General features: G+C 66.0%; 9 protein-coding genes. 8 read left to right on the top strand and 1 reads right to left on the bottom strand.

Annotation, left to right across the window (positions count from 1 at the left end; genetic code table 11):
- Positions 1 to 297: 297 nt before the first annotated feature.
- A complete protein-coding gene (gene fdhF, locus A1351_RS11745) occupies positions 298 to 3,168 on the bottom strand; it encodes a formate dehydrogenase subunit alpha (protein WP_026599888.1) in 2,871 nt (956 codons plus the stop codon).
- Positions 3,169 to 3,612: 444 nt separating this feature from the next.
- Between fdhF and A1351_RS11750 the strand changes: the two genes are divergently transcribed.
- From A1351_RS11750 to A1351_RS11790, 8 genes are all read left to right on the top strand, one after another.
- Complete coding sequence (locus tag A1351_RS11750) at positions 3,613 to 4,662, top strand: ABC transporter substrate-binding protein (RefSeq protein WP_064033057.1); 1,050 nt, start codon at positions 3,613 to 3,615, stop codon at positions 4,660 to 4,662.
- A 12-nt stretch (positions 4,663 to 4,674) separates the two neighbouring features.
- Positions 4,675 to 5,673: an iron ABC transporter permease gene (locus A1351_RS11755; protein WP_024878289.1), complete on the top strand. Its 999-nt coding sequence runs from the start codon at positions 4,675 to 4,677 to the stop codon at positions 5,671 to 5,673.
- A gap of 136 nt (positions 5,674 to 5,809) precedes the next feature.
- Complete coding sequence (locus A1351_RS11760) at positions 5,810 to 6,622, top strand: ABC transporter ATP-binding protein (RefSeq protein ID WP_064033045.1); 813 nt, start codon at positions 5,810 to 5,812, stop codon at positions 6,620 to 6,622.
- Positions 6,619 to 7,350, top strand: a complete 732-nt coding sequence (locus tag A1351_RS11765) for a hypothetical protein (protein WP_064033046.1) — start codon at positions 6,619 to 6,621, stop codon at positions 7,348 to 7,350. Before A1351_RS11760 ends, A1351_RS11765 begins: the two co-directional genes overlap by 4 nt.
- Positions 7,350 to 8,072, top strand: a complete 723-nt coding sequence (locus tag A1351_RS11770; RefSeq protein ID WP_064033047.1) for a hypothetical protein — start codon at positions 7,350 to 7,352, stop codon at positions 8,070 to 8,072. Before A1351_RS11765 ends, A1351_RS11770 begins: the two co-directional genes overlap by 1 nt.
- 170 nt (positions 8,073 to 8,242) lie before the next feature.
- The gene (locus A1351_RS11775) at positions 8,243 to 10,564 is read left to right on the top strand and encodes a TonB-dependent receptor (protein ID WP_064033048.1); all 2,322 of its coding nucleotides are present in this window, start codon (positions 8,243 to 8,245) and stop codon (positions 10,562 to 10,564) included.
- A 406-nt stretch (positions 10,565 to 10,970) separates the two neighbouring features.
- On the top strand, positions 10,971 to 12,926 hold the full coding sequence (locus tag A1351_RS11785) for an autotransporter assembly complex family protein (RefSeq protein ID WP_064033058.1): 1,956 nt from the start codon (positions 10,971 to 10,973) through the stop codon (positions 12,924 to 12,926).
- Positions 12,926 to 16,687, top strand: a complete 3,762-nt coding sequence (locus A1351_RS11790) for a translocation/assembly module TamB domain-containing protein (protein WP_024878283.1) — start codon at positions 12,926 to 12,928, stop codon at positions 16,685 to 16,687. The genes A1351_RS11785 and A1351_RS11790 overlap by 1 nt, the downstream gene beginning before the upstream one ends.
- The last annotated feature ends 94 nt before the right edge of the window (positions 16,688 to 16,781 follow it).

Genomic DNA, 16,781 nt, shown 5'->3' on the forward strand with positions numbered 1-16,781 from the left:
GGCTGGCGTCTAAGGCCAATGACGGACGCACGCATCTGCGCAAGCGCGCGGACGCGTGCGCACAATCGCGAAAAGGCCAGAAAATCATTGTCGGAAGGTGTGGCGCAGTCGCCGCGAAGGACACGCGGGATGACGCCGGCGGCGCGTCTGGAACCGCGGGAAAATTCGGCGCGCGGAGGCGCCGAGCGAGCGAGTCGTTTGTGGATAAGCTCGCTGGCGCAGCCTGCGAACGCGACCGCCTCGCCGCTCGAGCGGCGAGGCTGGATGATCGGCGAAGATCGCGCGGCTAGATCAGCGCTACTCGCCGGCGGCGGCGATCTGTCGGCTCTTCTCCGACATTTCGCGATAGCGCTCCTGCCATTCGGTGGGGCCGTTGGAAGGCGAGACCTGCACCGCCGTCACCTTATATTCCGGACAATTGGTCGCCCAATCGGAATTGTCGGTGGTGACGACATTGGTCTGGCAGAGAGGATGGTGGAAGGTTGTGTAGACGACGCCGGGCGCGACGCGATCGGTGATCTTGGCGTGGAGCGTCGTTTCGCCGGCGCGGCTCTGCACACGCACCCAATCGCCCTCGCGCACGCCGCGCACCTCGGCGTCATGTGGATGGAGCTCAAGCACGTCCTCGGGATGCCATTGGCTGTTCTCGGTGCGGCGGGTCTGCGCGCCGACATTATATTGTGAGAGTATGCGCCCCGTCGTCAGCAGCAGCGGGAAGCGCGGCCCGGTGCGCTCCTCCGTCGGCACATATTCGGTGATGACGAACTTGCCCTTGCCGCGCGCGAATTTGTCTATGTGCATGATCGGCATGCCTTCCGGCGACAGATCATTGCAGGGCCATTGCACCGAGCCCACCTCGTCGAGCTTGGCGTAGGAGACATGCGCGAAAGAAGGCGTGAGCTTGGCGATCTCGTCCATGATCTCGCTCGGATGCGAGTAGCTCCAATTGCAGCCGAGCGCATTGGCGAAGAGCTGCGTCGCCTCCCAATCGGCATAGCGCGCCTTGGGGCTCATCACGCGGCGCACGCGCTGAATGCGGCGCTCGGCGTTGATGAAGACGCCGTCCTTCTCGAGGAAGCTCGCGCCGGGCAGGAAGACATGCGCGTAATTGGCGGTCTCGTTGAGGAAGAGATCCTGCACCACGAGACATTCCAGCGCGCCGAGACCGGCGGAGACATGCTTTATGTCCGGGTCCGACTGCAGAATATCCTCGCCCTGCACATAGAGGCCCTTGAACACGCCATCGACGGCGGCGTCGAACATATTGGGAATGCGCAGGCCCGGCTCGCCGTCCAGCGGAACGCCCCAGGCCTCCTCGAACAGCTTGCGCACATTGTCGTCGGAGACATGGCGATAGCCGGGGAACTCATGCGGGAAGGAGCCCATGTCGCAGGAGCCCTGCACATTGTTCTGGCCGCGCAGCGGATTGACGCCGACGCCGGGGCGGCCGAGATTGCCGGTCGCCATGGCGAGATTGGCGATGGCCATCACCGTGGTCGAGCCCTGGCTGTGCTCGGTGACGCCGAGGCCATAATAAATGGTGGCGTTGCCGCCGGTGGCGTAGAGACGCGCGGCGCCGCGCACGAGATGCGCGGGAACGCCGGTGAATTTCTCCACCGCCTCGGGGCTGTTGTTCTCCTCGCCGACAAAGGCGGCCCATTCCAAATACTCGTCCCAATCGCAACGCTCGCGCACAAAGGCCTCATTCACGAGCCCCTCTTTCACCACCACATGGGCGAGAGCGGTGACGATGGCGACATTGGTTCCCGGCCGCAGCGGCAGATGGAAGGCCGCGCGGATGTGGGGCGAGCGCACCAGCTCCGTGCGGCGCGGATCGACGACGATGAGCTTGGCGCCCTCGCGAATACGCCGCTTGATCTGCGAGCCGACCACCGGATGCGCGTCGGTCGGATTGCAGCCGATGATGAGAATGACATCCGCCTCGGCGACCGAGTCGAAATCCTGCGTGCCGGCGGAGGTGCCGAAGGCTTGGCTGAGGCCATAGCCGGTCGGCGAATGGCAGACGCGCGCGCAAGTGTCGACATTATTATTGCCGAAGCCGCTGCGGATGAGCTTCTGCACGAGGAAAGTCTCCTCGCTGGTGCAGCGCGAGGAGGTGATGCCGCCCACAGCGAGCCGGCCGTATTTCGCCTGAATGCGCTTGAACTCGGAGGCGGCGTGGGAGATCGCCTCCTCCCATGACACTTCGCGCCAGGGGTCGGTGATCTTCTCGCGGATCATCGGGCTGGTCACGCGATCGCGATGCAGCGCATAGCCATAGGCGAAGCGGCCCTTGATGCAGCTGTGGCCGTGATTGGCCTTGCCGTCCTTCCAAGGGACCATGCGCACGATCTCCTCGCCGCGCATCTCCGCCTTGAAGGCGCAGCCGACGCCGCAATAGGCGCAAGTGGTGACGGCGGAATGTTCCGGCTGGCCGATGGCCACGACGGAATTCTCGGTGAGCGTCGCCGTCGGGCAGGCCTGCACACAGGCGCCGCAGGAGACGCATTCCGACTCCATGAAGGCCTCGCCGGCGCCGGGCGAGACGCGGCTGTCGAAGCCGCGGCCTTCGATCGTCAGCGCGAATGTGCCTTGCACTTCCTGGCAGGCGCGCACGCAGCGATTGCAGACGATGCATTTGGCGGGATCATAGGTGAAATAAGGATTGGATTTGTCCTTGGGCTTCCAATCCTCATTGCGGCGGCCTTCGAGGCGCGCCGTCACATGGTTACGCCCGCTATAGCCATAGCGCACCTCGCGCAGGCTCACCGCGCCAGCCATGGACTGCAGCTCGCAATCGCCATTGGCCGGGCAGGTGAGACAGTCGAGAGGATGGTCCGAAATATAGAGCTCCATTATGCCGCGGCGGATGGAGTCGAGCCGCGGCGAGAAGGTCTTCACCGCAATGCCGGGCATGACCGGCGTGGTGCAGGAGGCGGAGAGATTGCCGCGCCCTTCGATCTCTATGAGGCAGAGACGGCAGGAGCCGAAAGAATGGAGATTGTCGGAGGCGCAGAGCTTTGGGATTTCAATGCCGATCTGCATCGCCGCGCGCATGATCGACGTGCCTTCCGGCGCGGTGATCTCCGTCCCGTCGATGGTCAGAGTGACTTCCTTCTCGGAGCGGGAAGCCGGCGTTCCATAGTCGATTTCCTTGATGAGGCTCATGATTCTGGTCCCCGCGAGGCCGGAAGGATTCGATATAGTATAATTACATAACGATCGACAGGGAGGTTTTTGTCAATATCCGCATATCGTCGCTCGATAGGCGAAGCCTATAATCTCGTCCAGATGACCGCCGATACGCGGGAATGGCCGCAGCTGTTCAAAAGCATATGCGCCGAATATATCGATATGAAAGACGATGGCCGAGGGCGCTCGGTGCGAGCCTGAAGGCTCGCGATCCAATCCCCGCCCCGGACCGCGAGCCTTCCGGCTCGCTCTTTTCCGACGATCGGCCGAACAGCAGGCCGCCGCCTCGAAAAGGACAGGCGAGGCTAGAATTTGGCCTTGCGCGGCGCAGCCTTCGGTCTCTATGGTCGCTATCTATATAAGATGCATATATATCGTATGCGTCTTCCCGCCATCGCCGAAGGTCGAAAGGCCTCGCCCATGCCCTCGACGCATCGCTTCGTCCGGAACAGCTTCCTCTGCGCCCTGCTGGCGCTGCTCGCGCTCGCGGGTCCGGCGCGCGCCGGCGAAATGCGCGAGGTCACGGACATGGCCGGCCGCAAGGTCGTGATCCCGGCCGATCCCAAGCGCATCTTCGGCGCGGCTCCGCCGGTGGCGGTGACGCTCTACGCCATAGCGCCGGAGCGGCTCATCGGCATCAATGTGCCGATGCGCGGCGACGAGAAATCGCTCTATCGCAAGGAGGCGCTCGATCTGCCCGTGCTCGGCAGCAATGCGGGCATGGGCCGGCAGCTCAATCTCGAGGAGATCGCGGCGATGCGGCCCGATCTCATCATCGCCTGGCTCGGCTTCTATCAGGAGAAGGCGAAGGTGGTGGAGAGCTTCGCCAAGATCGGCGTTCCGGTGATCTTCTTGAAGCTCGACACGCTGGACGATTATGCCGACGCTTTCGCCTTTCTCGGACAAATCGTCGGACGCGAGGCGAAAGCCGCCGAAATGTCCGCCTATATTCGCGACGCGCTTCTCCGCGTGCGCGAGGCGACCGCCGATATTCCGCCGGCGGAGCGGCTGCGCGTCTATTACGCCGAATCCGCCGACGGGCTCGCGACCGATTGCGATAAGAGCTTCCATACGGAGCCGATCGTCATAGCGGCGGGCGACAATATCTATCATTGCGAGCAGAGCTCGCATGTCGGCATGGACAAGATCAGCGTCGAGCAGATCGTCGCGCTGAAGCCGTCGCTGATATTGACGCAGGACAAGAACTTCGCGGCCCTCGCCAAGAGCAGCGCGCTCTGGCGCAATGTGGAGGCGGTGAAGAACGGCCGCATCTTGAATGTCCCGCACGCGCCCTTCAACTGGCTGGACCGGCCGCCGAGCTATATGCGCGCGCTCGGAATCCAATGGCTGGCCAATCTCTTCTATCCGGCGCGCTTTCCGCTCGACGTGAAGGCGGAGACCAAAAAATTCTACCGGCTCTTTCTCGGCGTCGATATTTCCGACGCCGATTTCACCCGCATAATGGAATGAGTGGCGGTTCCGATGCGCCTCGCCCTTCTGCCCTTCCTCCTGCTGACGGTCATTGTTCTGGCTCTCTCGGTCGGACGCTATCCGCTCGCGCCAGCGGATATTTTCGCCTATCTCGGCGCCGTTCTGGGGCTCGTCGAGCTTCCCCCGGAGCGCTTCGATCTCCTGCATAATCTCATCGTCGAGATTCGCCTGCCGCGCGTGCTGGCGGCGGGGCTCATCGGCGCCGCGCTCTCGGCCTCGGGCGCGTCCTTCCAGGCGGTGTTCCGCAATCCGCTGGTCTCGCCGGGCATTCTCGGCGTGCTGGGCGGCGCCGGCTTCGGCGCGGCGCTCGGCATTCTGCTCTCCGGCGATTTTCTCACCATTCAGCTCTCCGCTTTCGCCATGGGGTTGGTCGCCGTCGGCGTCGGCGTCATCGTCGCCAATCTCTTCGGCGCCGCCTCCATGGTGACTCTCGTGCTCGGCGGCATGATCTCCGGCGCGCTGTTCACCTCGGCGCTGTCGCTCGTCAAATATGCCGCCGATCCTTACGATCAGCTGCCCGCGATCGTCTATTGGATGATGGGGAGCCTCGGCGCCGTCGATCTGAAGCAATTGCGCGGCGCCGCTCTGCCCATCCTCGCCGGCGTCGGCGCTCTGGCGGCGGCGGGCCGCGCGCTGGATGCGCTCTCTATGGGCGATGACGAGGCGCGCTCGCTCGGCGTGCCGGTGCATGCGACGCGCTATGGCGTCATCATCGCGGCGACTCTGGTCTCCTCGCTGTCCGTCTCGCTCGCCGGCATGATCGGCTGGGTCGGGCTGGTCGTGCCGCATGTGGCGCGGCTCGCCATAGGGCCGACCAACAGCCGGCTGCTGCCGGCGAGCGCGCTGCTGGGCGCGACCTTTCTCATCGCCGCCGATTGCGTGGCCCGCAACATCACCCGCGCTGAGATACCGATCGGCGTCGTCACCGAATTGCTCGGCATACCGGCTTTCATCCTCGTGCTCGGCCGGGCGCGGAGGGCCTGGGCGTGAGGCGGAGGGCGGTGGAGCCCCCCCTCCTCGACGCTCGCCCGCAGCGCGGGAGAGGGGGCGCCAGCGATAGGCGCGCGCGCCGTCTCGAAGAGGCGCGACGCCTGTCCCCTCTCCCGCATCGCCGAGAGGCCGCATCGTGAGAGCGCCGTCTGCGACCGCGCAGCTGCGCGGCGTCGATCTGCATTTTTCGCGCGGCAAGCGGCGCGTGCTCGAGGGCGCGACGCTCGGCTTCGGGACCGGGGAGATCGTCGCTTTGCTCGGCGCCAATGGCGCGGGCAAGAGCACATTGTTCCGCCTGCTGCTCGGCTTTCTCACTGCGAGCAGCGGCGAGGTTCGGCTCGACGGCCTCCCGCTCGCTTCCTTTTCGCGACGCGAGATCGCCAAGCGCGTCGCCTATGTGCCGCAGGGACATGTCACGCCTTTTCCCTATACGGTGCGCGAGGTGGTCACGCTCGGCCGCCTGCCGGAGACGGGTCTGTTGCGCGCGCCCCGCGCCGAGGATCGCGAGATCGTCGAAAGCGTCATCGCCCGGCTCGGCATGGAGCGGCTGATCGACCGGCCCTATACGGAGATTTCCGGCGGCGAGCGGCAGCTCACGCTCATCGCCCGCGCGCTGGCGCAAGGCGCGCGCCTTTTGGTGATGGACGAGCCGGCGACGGGGCTCGACTATGGCTATCAGCTGCGGCTGATGCGGCATTTGTCCGATCTTACCGCCGACGGCCATGGCGTGCTGGTCAGCACACATCATCCCGAACATGCGATGCAGCTGGCGACGCGCATCGCCATATTGAACGAGGGCCGCATAGAGGCCGATGGCGCGCCGCAGGCGGTGGTGACGGCGGAGCGCATCTCGCGCCTCTATGGCGTCGAGGTGGCGGTGTTCGACGATCCTTTCGGCGCGCGGCGGCTCGCGCCCATCGCCGGGCGGAATGGAAGGGCCGAAGGATGAAGCTCTATATGGGCTTCGACGACACCGACGTCGCCGGAGCGAAGATCGGCACCGGGCGGCTGGTGCGCATGTTCGAGCGCAAGCTCCCGGAAGGCGCGCGGCTCTGGGGCGCGCTGCGCCATCAATTGCTCGTCGATCCGCGCATTCCCTTCACCTCGCACAACAGCCCGGCCTGCGCCGTGGTGGAGATAGAGGACGAGGCGCTGATCCCTTCCCTCACCGCCCGCGCCATCGCCCATATCGCCGAGCTGGCCAGCGACGGCTCCGACCCTGGCCTCTGCATCGCGCGGGAGACCGACGATCTTTCCGAGATCATCGCATTCGGCCTCTCCTGCACGCATGAGATCGAGACGCAGGATCATGCGAGAGCGGTGGCCGCCCGCGCCGGCGTCGAGCTGCTCGGCCTCGGCGGAACCAATGACGGAATCATCGGCGCGCTGGCCGCCGTCGGCCTCTCCGCCTATGGCTGGTGCGGCCGCTTTCTGGAATATGGAAGGCTGCGCCGCCTGCCCGATCCGATCTCTGTGGCGGCGCTGGCCGAGGCCGGCATAGAAGCGGCCGCGATCGACAAATATGCGCGCGCGCTCGATCCAGAGGCGCTGATTCATACGGGCGGCTGGCTGTCGCCGCGGCTCTGGGGTGGGCGCGCCGTCGCGCCGGTGGAGGAGAAAGACGGCCGCCTCATCGCCATAGGCAAGCGCCCGCGCGACGCCGAGGTCGCCGACTGATGCGCCTCCTCATCGGCATAGACGACACAGACGGCGCCGGCTGGGCGGCCAGCACGGCGCGGCTGGCGCGCGAATTCGGCGACACGCTCGCGAGCGAGACGCGCTTCATCGGCTCGGTCGGCCATATTCTGTTTTCCGGCGTGACGGCGACGACCAATAACAAGGCCTCCTGCCTCGTCGTCGAGAGCGAGCGCGCCGATGCGGCGGATTTTCTGCTCGCCCAGGCCGCCGCCTATGTGGAAGCCAATGCGGCGCCCTCCAGCGCGCCGGGAATCGTCGTGGCCGGCGCAGAGGCGGAAGCGCTCATCGACTTCGGCCGCGCCGCCAGCCGGCGCGAGATTCGCCCCGAGGAGCTGCCACCTTTGATCGAAGGTCTGCGCGTCGCCGCCCTGCGTGGGGGCCGCGGCCTCATCGGCGCGGCGGCGGCGGTGGGACTGACGGCGCGCGGATGGTCCGGGCGCTGGCTCGAATTCGGCGGGCTGCGCCGGCTCGACCGCGCCGTGCAGGCGCGAGAGCTGAGAGCGCTCGGCATTTTCCTCGTCTCGCTGGAGACGGACGCCGAGGCGCCCGCGCCCGACGATTGGATCGACACACATGGCCGGCTGCGACCGCAGCTCGCGGCCGGCCGCGCCGTCCTGCCCTTGCGCCGCATCGGCGAGGGCATGTGGGAGGCGGCGACGGGAGAAACGGCCGACGCCGCGCTGTCGCGGAAATCTCGATAGCGAAGGAAATACATATATTCTATATCGCGATAGATGGCGTCATATGCATCGCTTTGCCGATATAATAGACTTGCCGCCACGCTCACGCCTATTTACGTAATTGCGTTACATCACGAATCGAGCGGCGGGCGAGCGGCGCGTCGGCCGAGGGCGGTGAAAGGCTGACAGCAATGACGATGTTCGCGCGCAAGAGACGCGGCTCCTCCCTTCTTCTCGGCGGCGCGTCCTTGGCCGCGCTGCTCGGCGCCGCCCATGGCGCCGGCGCGCAGAGCTTCACCCCGCTGCCGGAAATCTCGATCGGCCCGGCGCCCGCCGCGCCGAAGAAAAAGCCCGAGAGCTCCATTCTCGGCTCGGCCTCCGATAGCTCGACCGCCTATGCCGCGGATGCGCGCGGGCTCGATCTCGCCAGCGGCGGCGGCGGCTCCAACCCGATCCGCGGCATCTCCTGGCTGCCCTCCGTCGATGCGCCGGCCATCGATCCCTACGGCCTCGCCAATCTTCCCGGCGGCAACAAAGGCCTGCGCATTCGCGGCGAGGTCAGCCAGCACGGCAACAGCATCGGCACGGTGGAGGGACTGCCGCTCTCCGGCATCAATCCCGGCCCCGGCGTCACTTGGCTCATCGACAATGAGAATCTGAGCAAGATCGTGCTGCGGCAGGGTCCAATGCCCTCCGATGTGACCTCCTATTTCACCGTCGGCGGCAGCTTCGACAGCCGCCTGCGCTGGCCGGCGGAGAAATTCGGCGGCGAGATTTCGCAAAGCGTCGGATCCTTCTCCTTTCTGCGCACTTTCGCCCGCATCGACTCGGGCGAGATTTTGAACGGCACGACCAAGCTCTTTGTCTCCGGCTCCTTCACCGACGCCGACAAATGGCGCGGCTCCGGCAAGGACCCGCAGGGCAAATCCGGCTTCGCGGTCGGCATAGACACCAAGCCCGTCGATGGGCTGGAGGCGAAATTCTTCGTCGCCAAGAGCAGCTTCGACCAGCACAGCTATCAGGGACTGAATTATCAGCAGGCGAGCAATCTCGGCGCCTTCCGCCGCTATGATTTCGCCGCCTATCCAGGCCCGACGACGGCCAGCCAGATCAATTACTACGGCTATAATCTCCAGCATTTCGACTCTTGGACCGCATTCGGCGATATCGCGATAGAGGTCGACAAGACGACGCGCTTCGTCTTCAAGCCCTATTATTTCCGCGAGGACGGCTATTATCTCGACGGTCAGGCCAATGGCCGCATCCGCAAATGGATCATCGACCACGACATGTGGGGCGTGGTGAGCGAATTGCAGACGCGCGTGCTGGATACGGACGCCAAGCTCGGCTTCTGGCATGGCGTGCAAAATCCCCCCGGACCGCCGACGGCCTGGGAAGTCTTCGCCCCCAATGCGGGCGGCGGCCTCATCAATCCGAGCTGGGCGATCCTCGGCAAGCAGACCGCGCCGCATGTGTTCGATTCCGCCTATGGAATCGCGAGCCGCGACTTCGGTCCGCTGCATGTGGAGGCGGGCGCGCGCTATATTTGGGAACGCATGGCGGGCATAGACGCCTATAATTCGACCGGCATAGGCGATGTGCCCTATGACACGGCGCTGGCGCTCTCCTCCGGCGTCATCGCCAATCGCAGCGTCAAGCCCTTCACCATCGGCACTTTTCTGCCCTTCGGCGCGCTCACCTATCGGCTGACCGACGATCTATTGCTGAAATTCAGCGGCGGCGGCGGCTATGGCGGACCGGGCTATGACGCCTGGCCGGTGTTCCAGCAGAATTCGGCGACCTTCCTCGCCAAGGGAATCACCGCCGATCAATTCTGGCATTCGATGAAGCCGGAGACCTCGACGCAGCTCGATCTCGGCCTGCGCTGGTCCTTCGACGGCGCCTATGGCTCGGGCTATGTGGAGCCGACCGTCTATTACTCGCGTAACCACAATAAGCTCGTCTCTTACGATCCCGGCATAGGCACGCAATATGGCGCCAATGTCGGCGAGAGCCAGAATTACGGCGCGCAGGCCGTCGTCCATTATTCCCCGCTCGAGAGCGTCTCTCTCTTCGCTTCGCTCGGCTATCAGCGCGCCGAATTCGTCGAAGACCTGCCGCTGCTGCCCGGCGCCTCCGCGGCCAATTATTGGTCGACGCGGGTGAAGGGCAAGCAATTGCCGGACGTGCCCTATTTCATCTCGACGATCGGCGGCGATCTGCGCATAGAGGAATTCACCATCACGCCGATCCTGCATATCGTCGGCTCGCGCGCGGGCGACACATCCGGCTATCAGCCGCTCGCCGGCTATTCCACATTCGATCTCACCGTGAAATACGAGCACAAGATCGACTGGGGAACGATCACCGCCAGCGTCACCTGCATGAATATGTTCGACACCGCCTATATCGGCCAGATCAGCAGCGGCTATTATCAGCAGACGTCGGCCAACGGCATTTATTACCCGGGCGCGCCGCGCACCGTGCTGGCCAAGGTCGGCTTCAAATTCTGAACCCGCCCCCCGCCGCCGACGCGACCAGAGCCCCGCCGGCGCGCGTCGCCCTCGCCCCCGCGACGTCATGGCCGGGCTTGTCCCGGCCATCCACGCCCGGACGCCGAGGCGTCTTAGAAATTTGGTGTGGCACCGAAGCTACGGTGGCGCCAATCGCGAGATCAAATCCGTCGATAGCGGACGCTTTCATTCGGTTTCTCAGTGGCTTGGCGTGGATGGCCGGGACAAGCCCGGCCATGACGGCGTAGCATACGCAATATGTGAACCCGATAGCGACGCGCGTCGGCGGGAGGTAAGGCTTACTTAACCATAGGTTGCGCTGTTAAGCTTAACGCGATGGACCGCTTGCAAGGCTGCGCTTATGGTGCGGCAATCCTCGGTTCGGGTCGTTGGCGAAGTGAAATACGTGAAGCGTTTTCTGGGCGTGACGGCGCTCTTGGCGTTCGGCGGCCTGGAAGCCGCCTCCTCCGCCCGCGCATTCGATTTTTTCGGCCTCTTCGGCGCCGCCGAGGAGACGCCGGAGCCGAGCCGCGACGCGCTGCCCTACACTCTGGAATTCGGCGGCCTCGACGAGGCGGAGGGCCTCGCGCGCAATCTTCAGGACGCCTCCAACACATGGCGGCTGCGGCTGCAGGCGCCGCCGACCGGCGCCGGCCTCGCGCGGCGCGTGGTCGCCGATTTTCCGCGCCTCGCCGAGGCGCTATGGGCGAGCGGCTATTATGACGCGGAAATTAAGGCGACAGTCGCCGGCGTCCCGGTGCGGCCGGACGGCCATGGCGCCGATGTCGCCGCCGCCGCAGCCGAGCGGCTGCGCGGCCAGGCGCTGGCGCCCATCCGCATAGAGATCGTCCCCGGCCCGCTGTTCCATTTGCGCAATGTCGCGCTTCTCGACGCCCGCAGCGGCAAGCCGCTCGACGAAGCGCTGCTCTCCAAAAAATCGCTGGAGCGCAACAAGGACGAGCCGGCGCGCGCCGCCGCCCTGCAATCCATGCAGACCGCCTGGGTCGACGCGCTGCGCGCCAATTCCTATCCGCTCGCCAAAGTGGCGACCGCGAAGCCGACGATCATCCACCCCGAAAAGGCGATGGATGTCGTCGTGACGATCGATCCCGGCCCGCGCGCCGGCATAGGCGAAGTGAGGACCAGCGGCTCGCCGGGCATAGATCCGGACGTCATTCGTTCCTACATCTATCTCGAGCAGGGCGAGACCTATAGTCCGAAGAAGCTCGCCGAGCTGCGCAGATCCATCGGCCGCCTCGAGGCCGTCGGCTCGGTGAAGGCGGAGGATGGCGACAAGCTCGACGCCAATGGCAATCTGCCGATCCTCGTGCAGACCAGCGAGCGCAAGCCACATGCGGTGGGCGCGGACGCCTTCTTCTCCAATGTCGATGGGCCGGGCCTGCGCGCCTATTGGACCGATCGCAATCTCTTCGGCGGCGCCGAGCGGCTGCGCTTCGATGTCGAAGGCGGCCTCGCCCCCTTCGGCGGCGCGGCGAGCTACAAGGGCCTCTCCTCGATCCGCCTGAGAGACGTCATCGGCCGCGCCAAGGCGAGCTTCGTGAAACCTGCTCTGTTCGGCTCGCGCAACGATCTGCTGCTCGATATGAGCTTCGTGCGCGAGAGGACCGACTATTACGGGGCAGCGTTCGGAAACGCCACGGCGGCGATCCGCCATCGCTTCAGCGACACGGCGTCCGTGCAGGCGGGGCTCGAATTCGAGCGCGGGCATACGTTCGACGCTTTCGGCCCGCATGATTATTCGCTGCTCGGCTTTCCGCTCTCGGCCAATTACGACGGAACCGACGATCTCCTCGCGCCGACCAACGGCTTTCGCGCCATCGCCAATGTCACGCCTTATGTGAAGGCCTTCGGCGACAGCGTCGGCATGGTGCAATCGAAGACGCAGATCACCGGCTACAAATCGCTGGACGAGGATGGCTGGTATGTGCTCGCCGGCCGCATGGCGGCGGGCTCCATCGTCGGCGCGAGCATAGAGAATATTCCGGCGAGCCATCGCTTCTTCGCTGGCGGCGGCGGCTCGGTGCGCGGCTATCGCTATCGCTCGCTGAGCCCGGACGCCGGACTCGGCTTTCCGGTCGGCGGACGCAGCCTGCTCGAAGGCTCGGCCGAGGCGCGCATAAAGGTGACGCGCGATATCGGCGTGGTTCCCTTTTACGACATAGGCTCCGCCTTTTCGTCGCCATTCCCCGACTTCCAATCGTCCATGCGCTCCTCCGTCGGCATAGGCCTGCGCTATTACACAGGGATAGGCCCGGTGCGCCTCGATGTGGCGACGCCGCTCGGACGGCGTCCCGGCGAGAATAAATTCGCGATCTTCATCGGCGTCGGGGAGTCGTTCTGATGGGCTTTCGCCGCATTCTCGCCTATGCCTTCGGCGCGCTGCTGCTGCTCGCCGTCGCTGGAACGCTCACGCTGCGGATACAGACGCGCGAGGGCAAGAGCTTCCTCGCCGATCTCGTCTCGCGCGCCGCCTCCTCGCCCGATATGAAGATCGACATAGGCGCCTTCGAGGACCCGCTGTCGGCGCATCCGCTGCTGCGCGATATCTCCATCGCCGATAGGGACGGCCCCTATCTGAAGATCGACCAGATCACCCTGGACTGGTCGCCTTCCGCGCTCTTCTCGCTGCGCCTCGATATAGAGAAGCTCGCCATTGGCGCGATCGATATCGCCCGCCTCCCGGCGCCCTCGCGCGCTGCGGCGACGACGCAAAAGAGCGGCGGCGGCTTCTCGCTCCCCGATCTGCCTGTGCGCATACGCCTCGGCCGATTGGCGCTGGAAACACTGTCGCTCGGCGCGCCCGTTCTCGGAACCGCGGCGAAATTCACCGCGACCGGCGAGGCGGCGCTCGACAAAGGCGCGCATGTTTCGCTCGACATTCGCCGGCTCGACGCGCCGGGCGCCATTACGGCGAAAGCCGATGTCGCGGCGGGCGGCCAAAAGATCACGCTCGCCCTTACGGCGCAGGAGCCGGAGGGCGGGGCCATCGCCCGCCTCGCCGCTCTGCCCGGCCTGCCGCCCGTCGATATTTCGCTGACCGGCGAAGGAACGCTCGACGATTTCGCCGCGCATCTCGCCGCCAAGGCTGGAGAGAAGATCGGCGCCGAAGGCGCGGCGCGCATCATTCACAAGGATGCGGCGCGGCGGCTCGATTTCGACATGGGCGTCCGCCTCGCCCCGCTGCTGCCGCCGGCCGCAGTTCCGCTGCTCGACGGCGTAACGCAGCTCGCCGGCGCCGCCACTCTGCGCGACGATGGCGCGCTCGAGGGCGATATCGCCATCCGCAGCCGCGCGAGCGCCGAAGATGCGTTGCGCCCGCTCGATCTCGCCATTGCGCTGAAGGGCGTTCCAAAGGATGAGCGCATCAGCGCGATTCTGAGCGGAACGCTCGCCGCCCCGGCGCTCTCCGCGCCTGCGCTCGAGAAGCTGCTCGGCAAACGTCTCGCGCTCGGCGGCGCCGTCGCGTCGCTTCCCGGCGGCGGGCTGCGCTTCGAAGGCCTTTCGCTGCGCGGCGAACATGTTTCCGCGAAGATCGACGGCGCCGCGATGCGCGAAGCGCTCGACGTCGGCGCGAAGGTCACGATCGCCGATCTGAAACCCGCCGATCCGCGCCTCTCCGGCCGCGCAGAAATCTCGGTGAAGGCGACCGGCTCCGCCGACAAGCCCAACGCCGATTTCGAGGCGCTGCTGGAAGGCGCGCATCTCGACGGCCATGCGATTCAAAAGCTCGCGCTGCATGGCGCCGCGCGCGATCTCACCGGCGCGCTCGCCGCGACCGCGACGCTGGACGGCGCCATAGACGGCAGCCCCGCGCGCGGCAAGCTGAACGCGCGCAAGGACGCCGGATGGACGATCGACAATCTCGATCTTTCCGTCGGCCGCGCGGCGCTCCACGGCGCGCTCACGCTCGATGCGCAAAGCCTCGCCAGCGGGCGGCTCTCTCTGGTCGCGCCCGATCTCGACGATCTCTCGGCGCTCGCTCTGCGCAAGCTCTCCGGCGCGCTGAAGGCCGACATCATCCTCGACGCCGCTCGAGGCGCGCAGAACATATCGATCGACGCGCAGGGTACGCGCATCCGCGCCGCCGACGCCGCGATCGAGAAGCTCAGCGCGAAACTCTCCGGCCATGATCTGCTGCGCCGACCGGCGCTCGACGGAAACATCGCCGTGGACGCGCTCCATGTCGGCGGCAAGACCATTTCCAAAGCCCGCCTCACCGCCACGCCCGCCGGCGCCGCCACGGAGCTCGACCTGACCGTGGATGCGGAAGGCTTCGCCATTGCGAGCCGCGCCGCGCTGACGCCGGGCGAAAAGACGCGGCTCGACATTCAGTTGCTCTCGGCGCAACGCGCCGGCAAGCGCATCGCCCTCGCCGCTCCGGCGAGCGTCACCCTCGGCGGCGGCGCGGTGGAGCTGAAAGGCGTCGCCCTCGCTGTCGGCGCAGGCCGGCTCGACATAGACGGAACCATCGGCGAGCGGCTCGATCTCACCGCGCGAGCGCGGAGCGTGCCGCTCTCCATCGCGTCCATCGCCGACGCCAGCCTCGCGCTCGAGGGCGCGTTGGACGCCGAGGCGCGCATCACCGGCGACAAGAAAGCGCCGAGCGGCGATTGGAAGATCAAGATCGCCAAGCTCTCCGCCCCGCAATTGCGCAGCAATGGCCTGCCGCCGCTGGACATAGATGCGCGTGGCGGACTCGCCGGCGCGCGCACGAGCCTCGACGCGAATATCGCGCTCGGCGCCGGTGGGCGCTTCGCCATCACGGGCTCGGCGCCGATCGACGCCGCCGGCGCGCTGGATTTGCGAGTGAAGGGCGAGGCGGACGCCAAGCTCGCCGACACGGCGCTCTCCGTCAATGGCCAGAGCCTGCGCGGCAAGGCCAATGTCGATCTGCGCATCGCCGGCTCGCTCGCCGCGCCGGCGATCGAAGGCGGCGTGACGCTCGCGAACGGCTCCTTCGCCGATCCGCTGAACGGCGTCTATCTCGATCACATAGACGCCAAGCTCGACGGCCACGGACGCGAGATCGCCATCACGCGCCTGACGGCGCTGACCAAAAATGGCGGGCAGATCGCCGCGACCGGCAATATCGCCGTCGAGCCGCAGGCTGGCATGCCCGGCGCCATTCGCATCAAGGCCAAGAATGCGCAGCTCGTCAGCAGCGATCTCGTCTCCGCCACCGCCGATCTCGATCTCGACATAGGCGGCCCGCTCGCCCGTTCGCCGAAGGTCTCCGGCCGCGTGACGCTGACGACGATGGAGGTGAATGTTCCCGATCGCCTGCCCGCCTCCTTTCAGGCGCCGCGCGGCGCGGTGCATATTTCGCCGCGCGCTTTCGCCAAAGAGATGCTGGCGCTGGAGGCCAAGGAGAAAGCGCGCGCCGCCAAGCATTCGCCCTTCGACGCGACGATCGATCTCGCGCTCGCCGCGCCCAATCGCATCTTCGTGCGCGGACGCGGCATAGACGCAGAATTCGGCGGCGAGCTGAAGCTGAATGGCACGATCCAAAAGCCCGCCGTCAATGGGGCTTTCGATCTGCGCCGCGGCAAGCTGCAATTGCTGACCCAGCGCATCGATCTCACGCGCGGAAAATTGAGCTTCGCGGGCGGCCTCGTTCCGCAGCTCGATTTCACCGCCGAGACGACGGCCAGCGACGTGACCGCCAAGATCGGCGTCTCCGGCCCCGCCTCGCTGCCGAATTTCTCCTTCTCCTCCTCGCCGGAGCTGCCGCAGGACGAGGTGCTCTCGCGCCTGCTCTTCGCCAAGGCGTCGGGCTCGCTGTCGGCCTTTCAGGCGGTGCAGCTCGCCACGGCTCTCGCGCAATTCTCCGGCGCCGGAACCGGCGTCGACGCTTTCGAGAAAATGCGCAAGGCGCTCGGCGTCGACTCGCTCGATCTCGAGGCCGGCGGGTCCAGCGGGCCGACGGTCGGCGCCTCGCGCTATATCTCCGACAATATCAGCGTGGGCGTGCGCACGGGCGCCAAGCCGGAGCAGACCGCCGTCAGCGTCGGCGTGGACGTCACCAAGAATGTCCGCGTGAAGGGCGAAACCAAGGTCGACGGCAAATCGTCTTTGGGCGTCGGCGTCGAATGGGAATATTGACGGGGCGCCGCTATTCGCAAATGATGGTCCGAGACCGCGGCCGATAGGCCGTCATTCCACTCGCGGCCTCGTTCCGCTATATTGCCGCCAGAAG

Source organism: Methylosinus sp. R-45379 (assembly GCF_001644125.1).
Classification (GTDB): domain Bacteria; phylum Pseudomonadota; class Alphaproteobacteria; order Rhizobiales; family Beijerinckiaceae; genus Methylosinus.

Bases quoted from the DNA above. Each gene is read 5' to 3' on its own strand.
- fdhF (WP_026599888.1), bottom strand. From the start codon at position 3,168: ATGAGCCTCATCAAGGAAATCGACTATGGAACGCCGGCTTCCCGCTCC.
- A1351_RS11750 (WP_064033057.1), top strand. From the start codon at position 3,613: ATGCCCTCGACGCATCGCTTCGTCCGGAACAGCTTCCTCTGCGCCCTG.
- A1351_RS11755 (WP_024878289.1), top strand. From the start codon at position 4,675: ATGCGCCTCGCCCTTCTGCCCTTCCTCCTGCTGACGGTCATTGTTCTG.
- A1351_RS11765 (WP_064033046.1), top strand. From the start codon at position 6,619: ATGAAGCTCTATATGGGCTTCGACGACACCGACGTCGCCGGAGCGAAG.
- A1351_RS11770 (WP_064033047.1), top strand. From the start codon at position 7,350: ATGCGCCTCCTCATCGGCATAGACGACACAGACGGCGCCGGCTGGGCG.
- A1351_RS11775 (WP_064033048.1), top strand. From the start codon at position 8,243: ATGACGATGTTCGCGCGCAAGAGACGCGGCTCCTCCCTTCTTCTCGGC.
- A1351_RS11790 (WP_024878283.1), top strand. From the start codon at position 12,926: ATGGGCTTTCGCCGCATTCTCGCCTATGCCTTCGGCGCGCTGCTGCTG.